Source organism: Isoptericola chiayiensis (genome assembly GCF_013149805.1).
In the GTDB taxonomy this organism is placed as follows: domain Bacteria; phylum Actinomycetota; class Actinomycetes; order Actinomycetales; family Cellulomonadaceae; genus Isoptericola; species Isoptericola chiayiensis.
On record NZ_JABEZT010000004.1, the window covers coordinates 256,669 to 274,671 of the forward strand.

An 18,003-nucleotide genomic window follows, 5' to 3' on the forward strand; every position below is an offset into this window, starting at 1 on the left:
GAGGAGCTGAGCTCTCAGCGGGCTGCCCAGGGAAGTGGTGCGGCGCGCCGTTGCGCCGCACCGCCATCCTGTCTAGTGCCCCGGGTCACACCCGACAAGGGGTGTTGCCGAATCGCAATCAGATGACGTACTCGATGAGCTGGGAGGGGTCCTCGAAGCTCCGGCCCCCGGTGCGTGCCGGCGCCGGGTGGCGCAGTCGTGCCGGCACGCCGACGGCGACGGCACCGGCGGGGACGTCCTTGGTGACCACGGCGTTCGCCCCGATCTTGGCGTCGTGGCCGATCCAGAGCGGTCCCAGCACCTTGGCCCCGGAACCGACCATCACGCGGTCGCCCAGGGTGGGGTGCCGCTTGCCGGGGTTCATGGTGCGACCGCCGAGGGTGACGCCGTGGAACAGCAGGCAGTCGTCGCCGACCTCGGCGGTGGCCCCGATGACGACGCCCATCCCGTGGTCGATGAACAGCCGACGACCGATCTTGGCGCCCGGATGGATCTCGACGCCGGTGAAGAGGCGCGAGACCAGGGAGATGACGCGTGCCGGCAGTCTCAGCCCGGGGGCCTGCCACAGTGCGTGCGCGACGCGGTAGTGCCAGACGGCGTGCACGCCGGGGTAGGTCAGGGCGACGGCGACGAGAGAGTCGGCCGCCGGGTCCTGGGCGCGCGCGACCTCCGCGTCCTCGCGCAGGAGGCGGAGGAACGCGCGCGCCGAGGAGTCAGCCATCAGTCCAGCAGGTCCGAGAAGAGCACGGTGGACAGGTAGCGCTCGCCGAAGCTCGGGATGATGACGACGATCGTCTTGCCGGCGTTCTCCGGGCGGGCGGCCACGTCGGCGGCGGCCTTGAGCGCGGCACCCGAGGAGATGCCCACGAGCAGGCCCTCCTCGCGGGCGGCGCGCTTGGCCCACTCGACAGCGGTCTCGGCGTTGACGTCGATGACCTCGTCGTAGATCTCGGTGTCGAGGATCTCCGGGACGAAGTTCGCGCCGATGCCCTGGATCTTGTGGGGGCCGGGCTGGCCGCCGTTGAGGATCGGGGACTCCTCCGGCTCGACGGCGATGATCTGGACCTCGGGCTTGCGCTCCTTGAGGACCTGCCCGACGCCGGTGATGGTCCCGCCGGTGCCGATGCCCGCCACGACGATGTCGACACCGCCGTCGGTGTCGGCCCAGATCTCCTCCGCGGTGGTCTCGCGGTGGATCTTCGGGTTGGCCTCGTTGGCGAACTGGCGGGCGAGGACGGCGCCGGGCCGCTCGGCCGCGATCTTCTCCGCGGCGGCGACGGCGCCCTTCATGCCCTCCGAGCCGGGCGTGAGGACGAGCTCGGCCCCGTAGGCCCGCAGCAGCGCGCGGCGCTCCTTGGACATGGTCTCCGGCATGGCGAGAACCACGTTGTAGCCACGTGCGGCGCCGACGAACGCGAGCGCGATGCCGGTGTTGCCGGAGGTGCCCTCGACGATCGTGCCGCCGGGCTGGAGCTCGCCGGAGGCCTCGGCCGCGTCGATGATGGAGACGCCGATGCGGTCCTTGACGGAGCTCGCGGGGTTGTAGAACTCGAGCTTGGCGGCGACGGTCGCGTCCGAGCCCTCCGTGAGGCGGTTGATGCGGACCAGCGGGGTGCGGCCGATGAGCTTCGTCGCGTCGTCGTAGATGGTGACCATGGGTGATCGATCCTTCGGTGGTGTGGGTTCGGGCTGGGCTGGAGCGCCGGGGACGGTGTCCGACGGCGGCACGTGGCAGTGTCGGACGCCGGCGTGGCGTGTCGGTGGGTGGGCGTCGGGGGGAGCGTCGCGCGGTCGCCACGACCCGAGGAGGGTCAGGCGTGACGCGGACGCTCTAGCGACAGCAGCAGGCGCGCGCCGGGGCGGTGCACATCGAGGGGTGCACGCCGACAGGGAGCGAGGCCGCGGCGCGGGGGAGCGTCGTGGTGCTCAACTGTCCTCCCGGGTCGTGGCGGGCGTGCCGGGTGGCACGCGGCGTTCGTCGGGCGCGCGCAGCGTCCGCGAGCCCGAGCCTAGCCAGTGGGCGAACGATCGACAAGATGTCGCTGACTCATCGATGAAGTCTATGAGTTGTCGAGCGGTGGGGAGACGCCGAGGGCCCCGGCGGCTGAGGCAGCTGCCGGGGCCCTCGGCCCGCGGGAGCGGGCGACGGGAATCGAACCCGCGTAATCAGTTTGGAAGACTGAGGCTCTACCATTGAGCTACGCCCGCACGTGCCGGATCCTCGGACCCGAACGCGGGCGTCAGCCTAGCAAAGCCCGGTGCCCGTCTGCGACGCGGCCCGGGGCACGCCCGGGCGCGCACTAGACTTGCGCCGGACCTGCCGTCCCCGGGGCGGACAGGGACCACGGGGTGTGGCGCAGCTTGGTAGCGCATCTGCTTTGGGAGCAGAGGGTCGCAGGTTCAAATCCTGTCACCCCGACCGCCGCCCACCTGCGCCGATACGTCTCGGGGCAGGTGGGTGAGCCTCGGCGAGGGGCCGATGTGGTTCGCCGTTCAGCCACCCGCCGTGAGCATGCGAGACCTGGCCCGGTGCCGCAGAACGCCGCGCTACGGGATCCGGGCGTCCTGGAGCCGATCAGCCACGGCCGGTGTGCAGCTCGGCCCGCCCCTCGGCATGACGGCGTTCGCCCCGGGGTAGGTCGCGCGGTAGGTCAGCGGGCCGATCCTGTACTCCACGAGGCTGTACGGATACGAGCCGCCAGCGGTGTCGGCTTCGACGATGTACGCGAGTCGGCTCACGACGTCGGGTGCGATCGTGATTCCCTCAGGGCCCACTCTCTCGGTACCGGCCCAGCCAGGGTCCGCCGGGTCGTACGCGGCACCGAAGACCACGTCCGAAGACGTCGAGACGGTCCGGATCTCGTGGAGACGGATCCCCTCCGCGTCCGGGACGTCGACGTCGGAGACGTGAACGGTGTGCCCGGTCCGATTCGAGAGCACGGGTCCGTCGATCACCATCAGCGGGCCCTTCCACGTCACGCAGCCCACTCCTGCAGGGTGCGGGTCGCCGTCGCCCGGGACCAGGGATGCGCCGACCGCTCGGTACCCGATCCAGCACACGGCGGCGAGCACCAACACGCCGACGATGCTCGGCGACGGAACCACCTTGCACGACCGGCGTCCTCGGCACTGCCCGGAGTCACGGGCGCAATGTACATCGCGGCCCCTGCACCGGCCGCCGACATCCGGTCGGCACCGCCCACGTCGAGGGTCCCCGTGACGTCGACAGCGCGGTGGTCAGGCGGCCCGCCGCGCCGGTCCGAGCGCGGCCCGGACCAGGTCCGCCTTGGCGGCCACCGGCATCGACGCGAACATCCCCCACATGGCGAGCGCCAGGCCTCTCGCGTCGGAGTCGCGGGACAGGAGGTCGTGCCGACGGGCGGCGGGCAGCCGGCCGAACCCCTCGAACAGCTCCAGGGTGCCATGCGTGCCGAGCCGCAGCAGCGCGCGCAGGCCCACCTCCCGGAGCCGTTCGGCGGCGTCCCGCGGATCGGCCTGATCCGGGACGTCACCCTCCGCGAGGGAGCGTGCGAGCGCGTCGGCGCGGCGCAACGCGTGCGCGACGGAGTACCCGGTGATCAGGTGGCCGCCGCGCCCCGCGGTGCCGACGGCGAGCACGCCCGGGGGCGGGGGAGCGTCCCGGCCGCGCATGGGGATCCGCACGACCTCGCGATCGACGGGACGGTCCACCACGTCCGGGTCGACCCCGCGCGCCAGCAGTCGCCGGCGTAGCCGCGCCCGCAGCTCCGCCACGGGCAGTCCCGGTGCCGCGGCCAGGCAGGTCTCCTCGAGCAGCATCCGGTCGTCACCCACGGGGATCGCGTACAGGAACGTCGGGGTCGACGTCGGCCGGTCCTGGTCCGACCAGTCCGTGCGCCAGTCCATCAGCAGCGACTCGGCACCCTGGAGGGCGGGCGGGGCCGCCGCGGCCGGCACGACGACGCCGTAGGCCGTCTGCAGCGGCGACGGGTCGTCGGGGCGCAGGCCCTCGGGTCGTGCGCCGCGGGCGTCGACGACCACCGCGGCCTCGCGGCGCAGGGCCGCGACCTGGGCGTCGTCGAGCCGTCCGGTGCGGACCTCGACGCCGTCCAGCGGCAGGGCCTGCTGCAGCGCCGCGTTGTCGAGGACGAGGTAGGCGCGCTCGAGCGGGTGCTCGCCGACGGCGCGCAGCTCGGGGGCCGTCGCCCGCGCTCGGACGACGGAGACGGGCAGGTCACCGAGCTCGTCGGCCCACAGGCCGTAGGTCGGGGTCCACGTCGCGGTGGGCCGCGGGTCGACCGCGATCACCGACAGGCCGTGGGCCGCGCACCGCGAGGCCAGCGCACGCCCGGCAGGGCCGAGCCCGACCACCGCCACGTCAGCCATCGCCACCTCCAGGACATACCCTAGGTGCACGGAGGAACCCATGAGCCCAGGTCGACGGCCACGCCCGTCCGCGATGCCCCACCCGCACCTGATCTGGCTGCGCAGCGCCGCGACGGTGCTGCTGAGCTGCGTCGTCGGGCAGGCAGGCTGGGCGGCGGCCGTCCTCGGCGGCGACCCGCGCTACGTCGTCTACCACCAGGTCGGTGCCTGGGTGACGCTGGTGGTCGCCGTCGCCACGGCCGTCGTCTATCTCGTCCTGCGGCGTTCCGCAGGTCCGGTCAACGTGACCCTCGCCGTCGCGGCGGCGGTCGTGGTGACCGTGCAGTTCTCTCTCGGCGAGCTCGGTGTCGAATTCCGGGCGGTGCACATCTTCACCGGCGTGCTCCTGGCGATGCTCGTGACCGCCCTGACGTCGTGGACGTACCGCCATCGGATGCCTCAGGACGCGGCTGACAGCTCCAGCTCGAGCCCCCGCAGCGTGTAGCCCTCGATGAGGTCGTCCCAGCCGATCTCGGGCTCGGACACCAGCCGCGGTGAGCGCGCCAGGAGCCGGGTGAGCAGCACGTCGGACTCCAGGATCGCCAGGGGCTTGCCGGGGCACCTGTGGGCGCCGTCGCCGAAGGTGAGGCCGGCGGCGTTGACGCCCCGCGGCAGGGTGCGGCCGGGGCACAGGTCCAGGCCGTCCTCGTCGAGCGCCCGCGGGTCGGCGTTGGCGGACCGGACGCTGACGTCCACCAGGTCGCCGGCCTCGATCGTCCACGACTCGTCGCCGTCCGTGACGTCGATCGACTCCTGCGCGCGCCGGTACAGGTGCCCGACGACGGGCTCCAGCCGGATGATCTCGTGCAGGATCGCGAAGCGCTCCTCCTGGCCGGCGACGGCGTACCGCTCGCGCAGGGCGTCGTCGCGCAGCAGGTGCCAGGCAGCCATCGTCACGAACTCGCGCGTGGTCACCATGCCGGCCGTGCCGTAGGTGACGCACTCGACGAGGATGTCGACGTCGGTGTACCCCTCGTCGACCAGGTGGCTGATGATGTCCTCGCGGCGTTGCCTGCGGCGCTCGCGGACGGCCGGGCGCACGTCCGCCAGGTAGAACCGCGCGACCGGCAGGAGCCCGTTGAAGGCCGCCCGCATCCACTGGCTTCGGGTGCGTCCCAGGTCGCGCCGGGTGATGTCGAAGGGCGGCTGGCGGAAGAAGCTCACGAGCCGGCGTGACATGCGCGGCACGGACGACGCGGTCAGCCCGACCGCTTCGGCGGTGACCTCGACGGTGTAGTGCAGCGCGAGCTCGTCGAGCACCAGCCGGCCACCCGGCGGCGTCCCGCCGAGCAGGCGGTCGGCGCACTCCTCCATCGGCGCCGTGTAGCGCTCGGCCACGACCACGGGGGCGAAGAAGCGGGCCACCTTGCGACGCTGCTCGTCGTGCTGCGGTCCGTCGGAGATGAGGATCGGGTGGTGCTTGAGCCGCTGGGGGATCGCCTCGGCGGTGAAGCCGGCCTGCGTCGTGGCGTGCCGCGCGCGCAGCACCTGTCGTGCGGCCTCCAGCGACCGGATGCGCCACACGGTGCTGACCCCGCGGCGCCCGTCGGCGCCCTGCCGCTCGACGCGAGGCGTGCTCGGCTCGCCCGGGCGCACCGCCCGTCGTCGCCCCGTCATCGCCGTCCGACGGGAAGGCGGTCCCGCACGGACCGTGCGGTCCGGGCCACGGCGTCTCCCGCCGCCGACAGGTCGGGACGGCGCCGGAGCACACCCTGCAGCGGCACGGTCCAGACGTCCTCGCCCCGCACGCCCCAGCCCTGCAGCAGGTGGTTGGCGGCGAGCACGCCGGTGACGGCGGCGCGCTCCATGAGCGCGATCGGCCAGTCGACCCGGAGCCCGTCGCCCGCCAGGGCGAGGCCCGGGTACGGGGTGTCGACGGTGAGACGGTCGCGCCACGGGCCGGTGCCGACGAGCCCGCAGTCGTCCTCGACGAGCAGCTCGGAGTGGACCGCCCGCAGCCCGCGGGTCTCGGGGTAGACCTCGTGCAGGGCGTCGAGGAGCCGCGCGCGCAGACGTGCCGTGTCGAGCCCGCGCGGCCCGTCGCCGGCCAGGTCGGCGTCCCGCTCGGGGTCGACGGCGTAGCCGTGCAGCTCCACGACCGAGCCGCCGTGCTCGGCGGTCCAGTCGCCCGCTCCCTGCTCGAACCGCTCCAGGACCGTGACGTTGTCGAGCAGGTCGTAGCCGGACGTGCCCAGGAAGGCCTCCCGCTCCGGCGCGACCGTGCCGTCGAGCCAGAGCCGCAGCACGGCGAAGGGCGGGGCGTTGCGGCCGGCGGCGACGCGGCGGTGCCACTGCTGCCGCTCCGCGGGGTCGAGGCCGTGGTCCGGCTCGTCGGCGAGCGGTGCGAGCAGGCTGCGAGCCGCCCGGGGGTCGGTGGCGACCACGACGGCGTCCGCGACGAGCTCCTCGGACGAGGTGCCCACGTGCCAGGTCCCGTCCTCCTCCCGCGTGAGCGAACCGGCCCGCGTGCCGGTCCGCACGTCGACGCCCAGCCCGGCGAGGTAGCGGCCCAGCGGTGCCCACAGCGCGGTGTCGTAGTCGTCGTCGGGCACGTCGAAGAGCAGACCCTCCGACGATCCGGCGAAGTAGGTGTGGAACATGCCCACCAGCTCGCCGGCGCCGAACTCGGTGGGGTGGGCGAAGAAGGACCGGGCGAAGACCTCGAGCGCCAGGTGCCGGGCGCCCTCGGGGAAGCGCAGCCGGTCCAGGAAGTCCTGGGCGGACTCGCCGTCGTAGCGTTCGTGGCTCGCGGGGTAGGAGACCGAGACGAGCTCGATCGCGCTGGGCAGGTGCACCTGGGGCAGCGCGGTGATCGGGAAGGTGGGGCTGCGCACGACGAACGCCGCGAGGTTGACCGGCGGCGTCAGCGGCAGCGCCGCGAAGCTGTCGGTGAGGCCGTCGCCGCGGCGCAGCGGGTAGTCCGGCACGGGGACGAGGCGGTCGAGCCCCGGGTCGGCGCGGCGCAGCAGCGCGCGCAGCGTGTAGTACTGACGGAAGAAGGCGTGGAAGCCGCGGCTCATCGTGCGGCCCTCGGCCGCGTTCGTCCCGGAGTCCTCGACCGGCTCCTCGACGGGCCACGCGCGGACCCGGCCGCCGAGCTGGTCGCAGGCCTCGAGCACCGTCACCCGCACGCCTCGTTCGGCGAGGATCGTCGCCGCGGCCAGGCCGGCGATGCCGCCGCCGACGACGACCACGTGCTGGTCCTGCGCGGCCCGTCCGGTGCCCGGGGCCGCGCGGTGGAGCACGGCCGCCCGGTCACGCCCGGGCGGCACGGTGCGGGTCATGCCTCGTCGTCCGCAGGACGGCGGGCCAGCACCGTGTGCAGGACGCCGCGCTGCCAGCCGGTACCGGTGCGCCAGCTGACGTCCGTGAGACCCGCGCGCTCCAGGCGCGCCTGGAGCTGGGTGGTGCTGTCGTTGTCGAGGACGCTGCGCCACAGGTAGCGGTAGATCGCCGGGTTGCCGCGCACGAGGACGGACAGGGGCATCACGATGCCCCAGCAGACGACGGTCCACACGGCGGTGGCCGCGCGACGGCCCTTGACGTGGTAGTCCTGCAACGTGATCCATCCGCCCGGGCGGACCTGGTCGCGGATCGCCGTCACGACCTCGTCGCGCTGCTCCGCGGGGACGTTGCGCAGCAGGTAGGCGGCGAACGCGCCGTCGGCCTCGGTCTTCCCGTGCTCGTGCGCCACGGCGGGCAGGTCCTGGGCGTAGGCCTGCACGAACCGGACCCCGGACGGCCAGTCCTTGGCCCGGGCCTGGTCCAGCATGCCCGGCGAGGCGTCCAGCCCGACGATGCGGGCGTCGTCGCCCGCGGCGTCGACGAGCGCCCGCGTGGACAGGCCGGATCCGCACCCCAGGTCCCACAGGACGAGCGGCTCGCCTCCGACGCGCCCGCGCAGCCGCGAGACCAGCGCGCGGGCCGCGGCGCTCAGGGCGTCGTGGTAGCCGGGGTTGAGCCGGGTCAGCAGGTCGTAGCGGCCCGCGGCACGGTCGAACTCGTCGGAGAGCACCTCTCCCCGCGACTCGTCGGGACGCGCGGCGGCGGAGCGTTTCCTGAGCACGGGCCCACCCTACGGTCTCGGGACGTCGGACCCGCGGCTCGGCGCGTCGTCCGGGCCGGTGGGCGTGGCTGCCCGTCCGGGCGCCGGTCAGGGGACGAGGACGAGCGTCAGCCCGCCGACCCCCAGCGCGCTCGTCGCACCGCAGATGATCGCGATGCGTCGTCCGTGCCGGAGCCGGGGGACCGGTGTCCGCAGGTGCCGTTCGGTGTGCCGGGCGTGGCTGCGGGCGAACCACCAGCCGGGGGGCGTCAGGACCAGCGCCACCGCCGCGGCCAGCGCCAGCGTGCGGAAGCCGTCCGCCCCGGGGAGCGTCTGTCCCGCCACGAGGCAGGCGGCCGTGAACGACAGCAGGGTGCGGCGCCAGGCGAGGGCCGTGCGTTCGGCGGCCAGGCCCGGGACCTCGGGCGGGGTGGCGGGCGCGCGGGACGCGGCGGACGGCTCCGTCATCGCAGCAGCAGCGCGAGCAGCAGGAGGACGCCCACGGTCGTCACGGTGCACACGAGCAGCAGCCCGGTCAGTGCCCCCGGCAGCGGCCTGCTCTCGCGCATCGCCCGCTCGGTGCGCGCCCACTCCAGGGCGGCCAGGACCGGGACGGCGGCACCGGCCAGGAGCAGCAGCACCGCCGAGGCCAGCCGCAGGTGCGGCTCCATCGGCAGGTCGAGGGTCTCGAGCGCCGTCCCGCCGGCGATGAGCCCGAGCGAGGTGCGGACCCACGCCAGGATCGTGCGCTCGTTGGCGAGCGAGAACCGGGCGTCCGGTTCGGTCCCGTGACCGTACACCCACCGGGGGAACCGGTCCGCGCGGACCGCGGTGCGTGCGCTGTCGGCTGGTGGCATCGTCGAGCTCCTTCGCAGGAGGTGGCGGCTGCGCCCATCGTGGCACCTGTTCTTCCGGGCCGCGCGCCACCGGCCGTGCGCCAGCGGCCGTGCGCTCCGGACCGAGCGCCCCTACGTTGGTGCCGGGCAGGGCCGGTGCGGACGAGGAGCGGCGATGGCGGGAACGGACGACGGGCCACGGGTGGTGCGGGAGCCGGACGGCGGCGAGAGCACGGGCACCGTCGTCGTGGCCTTCGTGGCGAACGCCGTCGTGGCTCTCGCCAAGACCGGCGCGGCGATGATCACGGGGTCGGCCTCCATGCTGGCCGAGGCGGTGCACTCCTGGGCGGACACCGGCAACGAGGTGTTCCTGCTGGTCGCGGACCGCCGCTCGCGCCGCCCCGCGGACCGGGACCACCCCGTCGGGTTCGGTCGCGAGGCCTACGTCTGGGCCATGTTCGCGGCGATCGGGCTGTTCGCCGTCGGAGCCGGGGTGTCGGTGGCGCACGGGATCCAGGAGCTCGTCCACCCCGAGCCGGCGGAGAACCTGGGCATCGCCTACGCGGTGCTGGCGGTGGCGTTCGTGCTCGAGGGCGTCTCGTTCGTCAAGGCGGTGCGCCAGGCACGCGGCGAGGCGCGGCTCGCGCGGCAGGACGTCGTCGCGCACGTCGCGGAGACCTCGGACCCGACGCTGCGCGCGGTGGTGGCGGAGGACGCCGCCGCGCTGGTCGGGATCGTCATCGCCTTCCTCGGCGTGCTGCTGCACCAGCTCACCGGTTCGGCGGTGCCCGACGCCGTCGGCTCCATCGTCATCGGTCTGCTGCTGGCGGTGGTGTCGATCCTGCTCGTGGACCGCAACCGCCGGTTCCTCGTGGGTGAGGTGGCCCGGCCCGAGGTGCGCGACGCGATCCTGGACCGGCTGCTGGCCATGCCGCAGGTCGACCGTGTGACGTACCTGCGGCTCGAGTTCGTCGGACCGCGTGCGCTCTACCTGGTCGCGAGCGTCGACCTCGTGGGCGACGCGCGGGAGGCCGCCGTCGGGCGCCGCCTGGACGAGATCGAGCGGGCCGTGGTCGCCCACCCGCGCATCGCCGGGGCGGTGCTCACCGTCTCGGCGCCCGAGGACGTCTCGTTGCGGCCGTCCCCGCGCAGGTAGGCTCGCCGAGCACACGCCCTGCCCACCGCCGGAGACCGCCGTGACCGACCCCCACGACCCGTACGCCGCGCCGCGCGGCGAGCACCCGCAGCAGGAGCCGACGCAGCCCTTCGCGGTGCCGCCCCCGGCGTCGTCGGCCAGCACCCCGTTCGACGCGCCGCGCCCGCCGGACGGCTACGCGGCGCCGGGCGCCGGGCAGCCGACGACGCACCCGTACGCGGCCCCCGCGCCGCCGAGGATGCCGCAGCCCTACGAGGTGCCGGGCGCGTACCGGGGCGCTCCGGCGTACCAGGCCGGCGGGTACCCGCCGGGCCCGTACCAGGGCGGCGGACCGCAGGGCGGCGGGTATCCCGGGGCCCCGGCGCCGTACCCGTACGCCCCGCGGCGCACGAACGGGCTCGCGGTCGCGTCCCTGGTGGTCGGCATCCTGTGGCTGTACTGGGTGGGCAGCGTCCTGGCCCTGATCTTCGGGTACGTCGCGCTCGCCCAGATCCGCAAGGCGCCGGCGACCGCCCCGCAGGACGGGCGTGCGCTGGCGATCGCCGGCGTCGTGCTCGGCTGGGTCGGGGTGTCGACGCTGCTGCTGGTCGTCGCGCTGGGCGCCTTCCTCTTCTCCGCCCCGGGTCCGCAGTACTACTGAGGCCCGCCGCTACGGTGCCGGCACGGATTCCGCCACGGCCGCGGCGGTGTCCTCCTCGACCAGGTCGGCCGTGATCTGGGCGGCGGCCCAGGTGCCCTCGGAGGCGGCAGTGGTCACCTGGGCGTGCAGCGACGTGGCGTTGCCCGCCACCCACACACCCGGCACGGCGGTCCGGCCTGCCTCGGCGACCACGTGCTCGCCGAGGCCGCCGGGCAGCGTCGCGGTCTCGAGCCCGAGGTGCGTCAGGGCGTCGGTGCGGGCGCGCATGGTGGTCGCCACGACGAGGGCGTCGAGGGCGACGACGGTGCCGTCCGTCAGCACGACGCCGGTCAACCGGTCGTGGTGGACGTCCAGCGCGCGCACGACGCCGGTGACGACGTCGACCCCGCGGGCCGCGAGCCGCACCGCGTCCTCTCCCGTCGGCTCGCCGCCGGTGTGAGCGAGCAGCGTCACGTGCGGGCTCCACTGGCGGAACAGCAGGGCCTGACGGACGGCGTGCGGCCCGGTGGCCAGGACGCCGAGGCGGCGGTCGCGGACCTCGTGGCCGTGGCAGAAGGGGCAGTGCAGCACGTCGCGACCGAACCGTGCCGCGAGGCCGGGGAGGTCGGGGAGGTCGTCGCGCAGCCCGGTCGCCACCAGCAGGCGGCGCGACCGGGCCACCCGACCGTCCTCGAGCGTGATCGTGAAGGGGTGGGTGCCGCCGTCGTCCCGGGTGACCTGGCGGACCAGGCCCTGGACGACCCGCCCGCCGACGGCGCGCACCTCGCGCCGCCCGGTCGCGAGGAGGGCAGCGGGGGAGACGCCCTCGCGGCCGAGCAGGCCGTGCACGGCACCGGCCGGGGCGTTGCGGGGCGAGCCGGCGTCGACGACGGCGACGCGCCATCGGGCGCGCGCCAGGGTGAGGGCTCCGCTGAGGCCGGCGGCACCGCCGCCGATCACCAGCACGTCGTAGGTCGTGTCCAGGGGATCGCTCATGGGTCCAGAGTGGGAGCCGTCCGCTCGGGTTGCAACGAGCGTTGCCGGATCGGCAACATGGGGGGCATGGCCCACCGGCACGACGACGGACCGTCCGCCCGCACGACGCTCGACGCCGCGCTCGGCACGGTCGGGCCGCGGCTGCGCAGTCTGCGGCAGGCCCGCGGGGCGACGCTCGCCGAGCTCTCCGCCACCACCGGGATCTCCACCAGCACCCTGTCGCGGCTCGAGTCCGGTGCGCGGCGCCCGACCCTCGAGCTGCTGCTCCCGCTCGCCCGGGCGCACGGCGTGACGCTCGACGAGCTCGTGGACGCCCCGACCACCGGCGACCCGCGCGTGCACCTCAAGCCCGTGACCACCGACGGCGCCACGACGATCCCGCTCACCCCGGGCGCCCCCGACGTCGGCGCCTACAAGATGATCCTGGAGGCGGGGTCGCGACCGACCGTCGACCCGCGCACGCACGAGGGGTACGAGTGGCTCTACGTGCTCGCCGGGCGGCTGCGGCTCGTCCTCGGCCACCACGACGTCGTCATGGGGCCGGGGGAGGCCGCCGAGTTCGACACCCGCGTGCCGCACTGGTTCGGTCCCGCCGACGACGAGGCGGTCGAGCTGCTCAGCCTGTTCGGCAAGCAGGGGCAGCGGATGCACACCCGGGTGCGGCCCAAGCGGCAGGAGTAGCGCACCGCCGCGCCGATCCGTGGCATATCCCACCACGGGAGCATGGCCGTGGGGAGTGGCGCGTGGCGTATGATCGACGGGTTGCCCGTACGCCTGCCGTCCGGGCGGTTCACACCCTGCAAGCATCCAGCGCCGCAGCTACGAAGGCCGGCACCGCTCCGGCACGACGCGCGCGCACGCACCCGACACCGTTGGAGACCATCGAAGTGAAGAGCGCCGTCGAGACCCTGGAGCCCACCAAGGTCAAGCTGACCGTCGAGGTGGAGTACGACGAGCTCAAGCCGAGCATCGACCACGCCTACAAGCACATCGCGGAGCAGGTGAACATCCCCGGCTTCCGCAAGGGCAAGGTCCCCCCGCGCATCGTCGACCAGCGCATCGGCTGGGGTGCCGTCGTCGAGCACGCCGTCAACGAGGGCCTGTCCGGCTTCTACCGCGACGCCATCGGTGCCGAGGAGCTGCGCCCGCTGGGCCAGCCCGAGGTCGAGGTCACCCAGATCCCCGAGAAGGCCGGCGAGGGCCAGCTCTCGTTCGTCGCCGAGGTCGAGGTCCGCCCCGAGCTCGAGCTGCCGGAGCTGTCCGGCATCGACCTGACCGTCGAGACCACCGAGGTCTCGGACGAGGACGTGGCCGAGCGCCTCGAGTCCCTGCGCGAGCGCTTCGGCACGCTGGTCGGCATCGACCGCCCGGCCGCCGAGGGCGACTACGTGGTCATCGACCTCAAGGCCGTCATCGGCGACGAGGAGATCGACTCGGTCTCCGGCGTCTCCTACCAGATCGGGTCGGGCAACATGCTCGACGGTCTGGACGAGGCCCTTACCGGTCTGTCCGCCGAGGAGACCACCACCTTCACCACGAAGCTGGCCGGCGGCGAGCACGAGGGCGAGGAGGCGACCGTCACCGTCACCGCCACCTCCGTCAAGGAGCGCGAGCTGCCCGAGGCGGACGACGACTTCGCCCAGATGGCCTCCGAGTTCGACACGATCGACGAGCTCAAGGCCGACCTGCGCGAGCAGGCCGCCTCCACCAAGACCAACGACCAGGCCGTCGCCGCCCGCGACGCCCTGCTCGAGAAGCTGCTCGAGGCCGTCGACGTCCCGGTGCCGTCCGGCGTCGTCGAGGCCGAGGTGCACCGTCACCTCGAGCAGGAGGGACGCCTCGAGGACGACGAGCACCGCGCCGAGGTGACGGTCGACGCCACCAAGGCGATCACGAACCAGATCCTGCTCGACACCCTCGCCGAGAAGCTCGAGGTCCAGGTCGGCCAGGGTGAGCTCATCGAGTACCTGGTGCAGGCCTCCCAGCAGTACGGCATGGAGCCGCAGCAGTTCATCCAGACCCTCGACCAGTCCGGCCAGATCCCGGCCATGGTCGGCGAGGTCGCCCGGTCCAAGGCCCTGGCCGTCGCCCTGCGCGACATCGAGGTCAAGGACTCCGAGGGCAACGTGGTGGACCTGACCGAGTTCATCGGGTCGGCCGAGGACGACGAGGCCGCCGCGGCCGCCACCGAGGCGGCGCAGTCCGCCATCGCCGACTCGGACGAGTCCGCGGACTCCTCGCCCGAGTCCGCCGAGTCGGCCGACTCCTCGCCGGAGTCGGCGGACTCCGCCGACGAGGCCACCAAGGCCTGACGGCCTCCCGCCGCACGACGACGGCCCGCACCTTCCGCGTGAAGGTGCGGGCCGTCGTCGTGCAGCGTCCCGGGGGAACGGGACCCGACCTGCTGTGCGCCAGCAGCGAAACCGCGCCGATCCGGGACTCTTCGGCACGCTCGTGCACGTTAGGGTCGATCGACGGCGAAACCGAAGGAGACGGACGTGACTGACCTGCTGCAGATGGACGACGCCGGGCCGCAGGCCCGTGGCGAGGGACAGGGCTTCGGCCTCAACGACTCCATCTACAACCGACTCCTCAGGGAGCGCATCATCTGGCTCGGCTCGGAGGTGCGCGACGAGAACGCGAACGCCATCTGCGCCCAGATGATGCTGCTCGCGGCGGAGGACCCCGACAAGGACATCTACCTCTACATCAACTCCCCGGGCGGCTCGATCACCGCCGGCATGGCGATCTACGACACCATGCAATTCATCCAGCCCGACGTCGCCACGGTCGCGATGGGCATGGCGGCCTCGATGGGGCAGTTCCTGCTCTCCTCGGGCGCCAAGGGCAAGCGCTACATCACGCCGCACGCGCGCGTGCTCATGCACCAGCCCTCCGGCGGTGTCGGGGGCACGGCCACCGACGTGCGCATCGGCGCCCAGCTGATCATGCACATGAAGAAGGTGCTCGCGGAGCTGACCGCGGAGCAGACCGGCCAGCCACTCGAGAAGATCCTCAAGGACAACGACCGTGACAGCTGGTTCACGGCGGACGAGGCCCTCGAGTACGGCTTCGTCGACCGCGTCGTCGCCAGCGCCTCCTCGGTGTCCGGGGGCGGCGGGACGACCGCCGACTGACCCGACCCGGTCGACACACCCCCGACGACTTCCCACCGAGGAGAACCATGAGCCACTCCGCCGAGTACCAGTTCGCGATGACCGCCGAGCGCCTCGCCGGCGGCGCCGCCCGCCCGGGTGGCGTCGCGCTGCCCCACGGTGCGCCGACCTCTCGGTACGTCCTGCCGCAGTTCGAGGAGCGCACCCCCTACGGGTTCAAGCGCCAGGACCCGTACACCAAGCTGTTCGAGGACCGCATCATCTTCATGGGCGTGCAGGTCGACGACGCGTCGGCCGACGACATCATGGCCCAGCTGCTGGTCCTGGAGTCCCAGGACCCCGACCGCGACGTGATGATCTACATCAACTCGCCCGGCGGCTCCTTCACCGCGATGACGGCGCTGTACGACACGATGCAGTTCATCAAGCCGCAGATCCAGACCGTCTGCCTCGGGCAGGCGGCGTCGGCGGCGTCGGTGCTGCTCGCGGCCGGCCAGCCCGGCAAGCGCCTCGCGCTGCCGAACGCCCGCGTGCTGATCCACCAGCCGGCGATGGAGGGCGGCGGCTACGCCCAGGCGTCCGACATCGAGATCCACGCCAACGAGCTCATCCGCATGCGCGAGTGGCTCGAGGAGACGCTGGCCCGGCACACCGGCAAGCCGGTCGAGGAGATCCGCGACGACATCGAGCGCGACAAGATCCTCACGGCCGCCGACGCCAAGGACTACGGCCTGGTCGACCAGGTGCTCGAGTCCCGCAAGCCCGCCGCGCTGCCGCGCTGACGGACGCCGCCGGCCGGTCGCGACCCGGGTCCCTCGCACCTCGCGAAGGGCCCGGGTCGCGCCACACCGGGGGAACTCTGCTGACAGAACGGCCCGCGTGGTGTGGAATGGGTCGAGGACCTGCACGAGACAAGGAGGCCCGCGGTGGCTCGAATCGGTGACGGCGCAGACCTGTTGAAGTGTTCCTTCTGCGGGAAGTCCCAGAAGCAGGTCAAGAAGCTCATCGCCGGGCCCGGCGTGTACATCTGCGACGAGTGCATCGACCTGTGCAACGAGATCATCGAGGAGGAGCTCGGCGAGGCCACCGAGCTCGGCATGACGGAGCTGCCCAAGCCCCGCGAGATCTTCGACTTCCTCGAGCAGTACGTGATCGGGCAGGAACCCGCCAAGCGGGCGCTCGCCGTCGCGGTGTACAACCACTACAAGCGGGTGCAGGCGCCGCCGGTCGTCAAGGACGACGACGACGCGGTCGAGATCGCCAAGTCCAACATCCTGCTGATCGGCCCGACCGGCACGGGCAAGACGTACCTGGCCCAGACGCTGGCCAAGATGCTCAACGTGCCGTTCGCCATCGCGGACGCCACCGCGCTGACCGAGGCGGGCTACGTCGGCGAGGACGTCGAGAACATCCTGCTCAAGCTCATCCAGGCCGCCGACTACGACGTCAAGAAGGCCGAGACCGGCATCATCTACATCGACGAGGTCGATAAGGTGGCCCGCAAGGCCGAGAACCCGTCGATCACGCGCGACGTCTCCGGCGAGGGCGTGCAGCAGGCGCTGCTGAAGATCATCGAGGGCACCAGCGCCTCGGTGCCGCCTCAGGGCGGGCGCAAGCACCCGCACCAGGAGTTCATCCAGATCGACACCTCGAACGTGCTGTTCATCGTCGCCGGCGCGTTCGCCGGGCTGGACGACATCATCGCCGCCCGCGCGCGCAAGCGCGGCATCGGGTTCTCCGCGCCGATGGAGTCCGCGGCCGACGAGGACCTCTTCTCCGAGGTGCGTCCGGAGGACCTGCACAAGTACGGGCTCATCCCCGAGTTCATCGGGCGGCTGCCCGTCATCGCCTCGGTCTCGCCGCTGGACCGCGACGCGCTCGTGCGCATCCTCACCGAGCCGCGCAACGCGCTCGTCAAGCAGTACCAGCGCATGTTCGAGATCGACGGCGTGCGCCTCGAGTTCGCCGACGACGCCGTGGACGCCATCGCCGAGCAGGCGCTGCTGCGGGGGACCGGCGCACGCGGGCTGCGCGCCATCATGGAGGAGGTCCTCCAGCAGGTGATGTTCGACGTCCCGAGCCGCGACGACGTCGAGGGCGTCGTGGTCACGCGCGAGGTCGTCGAGGAGAACGTCAACCCGACCATCGTGCCGCGCAGCTCCGGGCCCGTGCGCAACCGCAAGTCCGCCTGAGCCCGGGGCGTACCGCCGTCGGACACCACCGTGACGATCCGCATGGCGGTCGGTCGCCCCGCGACGATGCGGCGACCGTAGGATCGAGTCATGGCTGAGCCCTTCGACGAAGCACCCGTGCCCGAGACCGGGCGTGCGCTGCCGGCAGAGATCCTGGCCCTGCGGGGAACGATCGACAACATCGACGCCGCGCTGGTGCACCTGCTCGCCGAACGGTTCCGGGCCACCCACCGCGTGGGCGAGCTCAAGGCGACCCACGGGATGCCGCCCGCGGACCCGCAGCGCGACCGCCAGCAGATCGAGCGGCTCAAGACCATCGCCTCCGGCGCCGGGCTGGACCCGCAGTTCGCCGAGGAGTTCCGCCACTTCATCGTCTCCGAGGTGATCCGCCACCACGAGCGCATCGCCGCCGAGCACGCCGCCGGCCGGCGCGCCGGCGAGGCGCCGCCCCTGGACACCTACAGTTGAAGAGCGCCGAACGCTCCCTCGACGTAGGCAACTCCTCCGCGAGGTAGGCAGCTCTCCCGCCAGGTAGGCAACATCTCCGCGAGAGGCTTCTATGGGTTGTCAAGGGGTCTGTGAGAGGTCGGCTCGTTTGAGGGCTCGGTAGAGGTTGCGGGCGATGTAGTTCTTCAGGCA

Annotated in this window: 19 protein-coding genes and 2 tRNA genes; 10 read left to right on the forward strand and 11 right to left on the reverse strand. The window is 73.1% G+C overall.

Annotated elements, in window-relative coordinates; translation table 11 throughout:
• Nucleotides 1-118 precede the first annotated feature (118 nt).
• The 3 genes from cysE to HDG68_RS10495 form a co-directional block, all read right to left on the reverse strand.
• Nucleotides 119-721: a serine O-acetyltransferase gene (gene cysE, locus HDG68_RS10485; RefSeq protein ID WP_172151818.1), complete on the reverse strand. Its 603-nt coding sequence runs from the start codon at nt 719-721 to the stop codon at nt 119-121.
• Nucleotides 721-1,656, reverse strand: coding sequence for a cysteine synthase A (cysK, locus tag HDG68_RS10490; RefSeq protein ID WP_172151820.1), 936 nt, complete (start codon nt 1,654-1,656; stop codon nt 721-723). The genes cysE and cysK overlap by 1 nt, the downstream gene beginning before the upstream one ends.
• Nucleotides 1,657-2,137: 481 nt before the next feature.
• Nucleotides 2,138-2,208, reverse strand: a tRNA-Gly gene (locus HDG68_RS10495).
• 137 nt (nt 2,209-2,345) lie between these two features.
• Between HDG68_RS10495 and HDG68_RS10500 the strand changes: the two genes are divergently transcribed.
• Nucleotides 2,346-2,419: transfer RNA gene (locus HDG68_RS10500), tRNA-Pro, on the forward strand.
• Between the two features lie 128 nt (nt 2,420-2,547).
• Here HDG68_RS10500 and HDG68_RS10505 read toward each other — a convergent pair.
• A complete protein-coding gene (locus tag HDG68_RS10505) occupies nt 2,548-3,078 on the reverse strand; it encodes a hypothetical protein (protein ID WP_172151822.1) in 531 nt (176 codons plus the stop codon).
• Between the two features lie 159 nt (nt 3,079-3,237).
• Nucleotides 3,238-4,365, reverse strand: coding sequence for a lycopene cyclase family protein (locus HDG68_RS10510; protein WP_172151824.1), 1,128 nt, complete (start codon nt 4,363-4,365; stop codon nt 3,238-3,240).
• 40 nt (nt 4,366-4,405) lie between these two features.
• Here HDG68_RS10510 and HDG68_RS10515 point away from each other — a divergent pair, with 40 nt between their 5' ends.
• Nucleotides 4,406-4,849 (forward strand): hypothetical protein, encoded by a 444-nt coding sequence (locus tag HDG68_RS10515; RefSeq protein WP_172151826.1) that lies wholly within the window; start codon nt 4,406-4,408, stop codon nt 4,847-4,849.
• On the opposite strand, the gene HDG68_RS10520 is transcribed toward HDG68_RS10515, so the two are convergent.
• The 5 genes from HDG68_RS10520 to HDG68_RS10540 form a co-directional block, all read right to left on the reverse strand.
• The gene (locus HDG68_RS10520; protein ID WP_172151828.1) at nt 4,804-6,021 is read right to left on the reverse strand and encodes a cytochrome P450; all 1,218 of its coding nucleotides are present in this window, start codon (nt 6,019-6,021) and stop codon (nt 4,804-4,806) included. The two genes, HDG68_RS10515 and HDG68_RS10520, sit on opposite strands and share 46 nt — an antisense overlap.
• Nucleotides 6,018-7,688: an FAD-dependent oxidoreductase gene (locus HDG68_RS10525; RefSeq protein WP_172151830.1), complete on the reverse strand. Its 1,671-nt coding sequence runs from the start codon at nt 7,686-7,688 to the stop codon at nt 6,018-6,020. Before HDG68_RS10525 ends, HDG68_RS10520 begins: the two co-directional genes overlap by 4 nt.
• A complete protein-coding gene (locus tag HDG68_RS10530) occupies nt 7,685-8,470 on the reverse strand; it encodes a methyltransferase domain-containing protein (RefSeq protein ID WP_216648260.1) in 786 nt (261 codons plus the stop codon). The genes HDG68_RS10525 and HDG68_RS10530 overlap by 4 nt, the downstream gene beginning before the upstream one ends.
• Before the next feature lie 87 nt (nt 8,471-8,557).
• Nucleotides 8,558-8,917, reverse strand: a complete 360-nt coding sequence (locus tag HDG68_RS10535; protein WP_172151832.1) for a DUF202 domain-containing protein — start codon at nt 8,915-8,917, stop codon at nt 8,558-8,560.
• A complete protein-coding gene (locus HDG68_RS10540; protein WP_172151834.1) occupies nt 8,914-9,306 on the reverse strand; it encodes a YidH family protein in 393 nt (130 codons plus the stop codon). The genes HDG68_RS10535 and HDG68_RS10540 overlap by 4 nt, the downstream gene beginning before the upstream one ends.
• A gap of 154 nt (nt 9,307-9,460) precedes the next feature.
• On the opposite strand from HDG68_RS10540, the gene HDG68_RS10545 reads away from it, so the two are divergent.
• Both HDG68_RS10545 and HDG68_RS10550 read left to right on the forward strand, forming a co-directional pair.
• Nucleotides 9,461-10,441: a cation diffusion facilitator family transporter gene (locus tag HDG68_RS10545; protein ID WP_172151836.1), complete on the forward strand. Its 981-nt coding sequence runs from the start codon at nt 9,461-9,463 to the stop codon at nt 10,439-10,441.
• Between the two features lie 40 nt (nt 10,442-10,481).
• A complete protein-coding gene (locus tag HDG68_RS10550) occupies nt 10,482-11,081 on the forward strand; it encodes a DUF4190 domain-containing protein (protein ID WP_172151838.1) in 600 nt (199 codons plus the stop codon).
• A 9-nt stretch (nt 11,082-11,090) separates the two neighbouring features.
• On the opposite strand, the gene HDG68_RS10555 is transcribed toward HDG68_RS10550, so the two are convergent.
• Entirely contained in the window at nt 11,091-12,056 is a 966-nt protein-coding gene (locus HDG68_RS10555; protein ID WP_172151840.1) for an NAD(P)/FAD-dependent oxidoreductase, read from the reverse strand.
• Nucleotides 12,057-12,122: 66 nt separating this feature from the next.
• On the opposite strand from HDG68_RS10555, the gene HDG68_RS10560 reads away from it, so the two are divergent.
• The 6 genes from HDG68_RS10560 to HDG68_RS10585 all read left to right on the forward strand — a co-directional run bounded on the left by HDG68_RS10560 (nt 12,123) and on the right by HDG68_RS10585 (nt 17,832).
• On the forward strand, nt 12,123-12,737 hold the full coding sequence (locus HDG68_RS10560) for a helix-turn-helix domain-containing protein (protein ID WP_172151842.1): 615 nt from the start codon (nt 12,123-12,125) through the stop codon (nt 12,735-12,737).
• A gap of 206 nt (nt 12,738-12,943) precedes the next feature.
• Nucleotides 12,944-14,368 carry a trigger factor gene (gene tig / locus HDG68_RS10565; protein WP_172151884.1) on the forward strand — a complete coding sequence of 475 codons (1,425 nt, stop codon included), beginning with the start codon at nt 12,944-12,946 and terminating at the stop codon, nt 14,366-14,368.
• A gap of 204 nt (nt 14,369-14,572) precedes the next feature.
• Nucleotides 14,573-15,193 (forward strand): ATP-dependent Clp protease proteolytic subunit, encoded by a 621-nt coding sequence (locus tag HDG68_RS10570; protein ID WP_172151886.1) that lies wholly within the window; start codon nt 14,573-14,575, stop codon nt 15,191-15,193.
• A 47-nt stretch (nt 15,194-15,240) separates the two neighbouring features.
• On the forward strand, nt 15,241-15,954 hold the full coding sequence (locus HDG68_RS10575) for an ATP-dependent Clp protease proteolytic subunit (RefSeq protein ID WP_246253800.1): 714 nt from the start codon (nt 15,241-15,243) through the stop codon (nt 15,952-15,954).
• 144 nt (nt 15,955-16,098) lie between these two features.
• Entirely contained in the window at nt 16,099-17,364 is a 1,266-nt protein-coding gene (gene clpX, locus HDG68_RS10580; RefSeq protein WP_172151844.1) for an ATP-dependent Clp protease ATP-binding subunit ClpX, read from the forward strand.
• A gap of 90 nt (nt 17,365-17,454) precedes the next feature.
• Nucleotides 17,455-17,832, forward strand: coding sequence for a chorismate mutase (locus HDG68_RS10585; protein ID WP_172151846.1), 378 nt, complete (start codon nt 17,455-17,457; stop codon nt 17,830-17,832).
• The last annotated feature ends 171 nt before the right edge of the window (nt 17,833-18,003 follow it).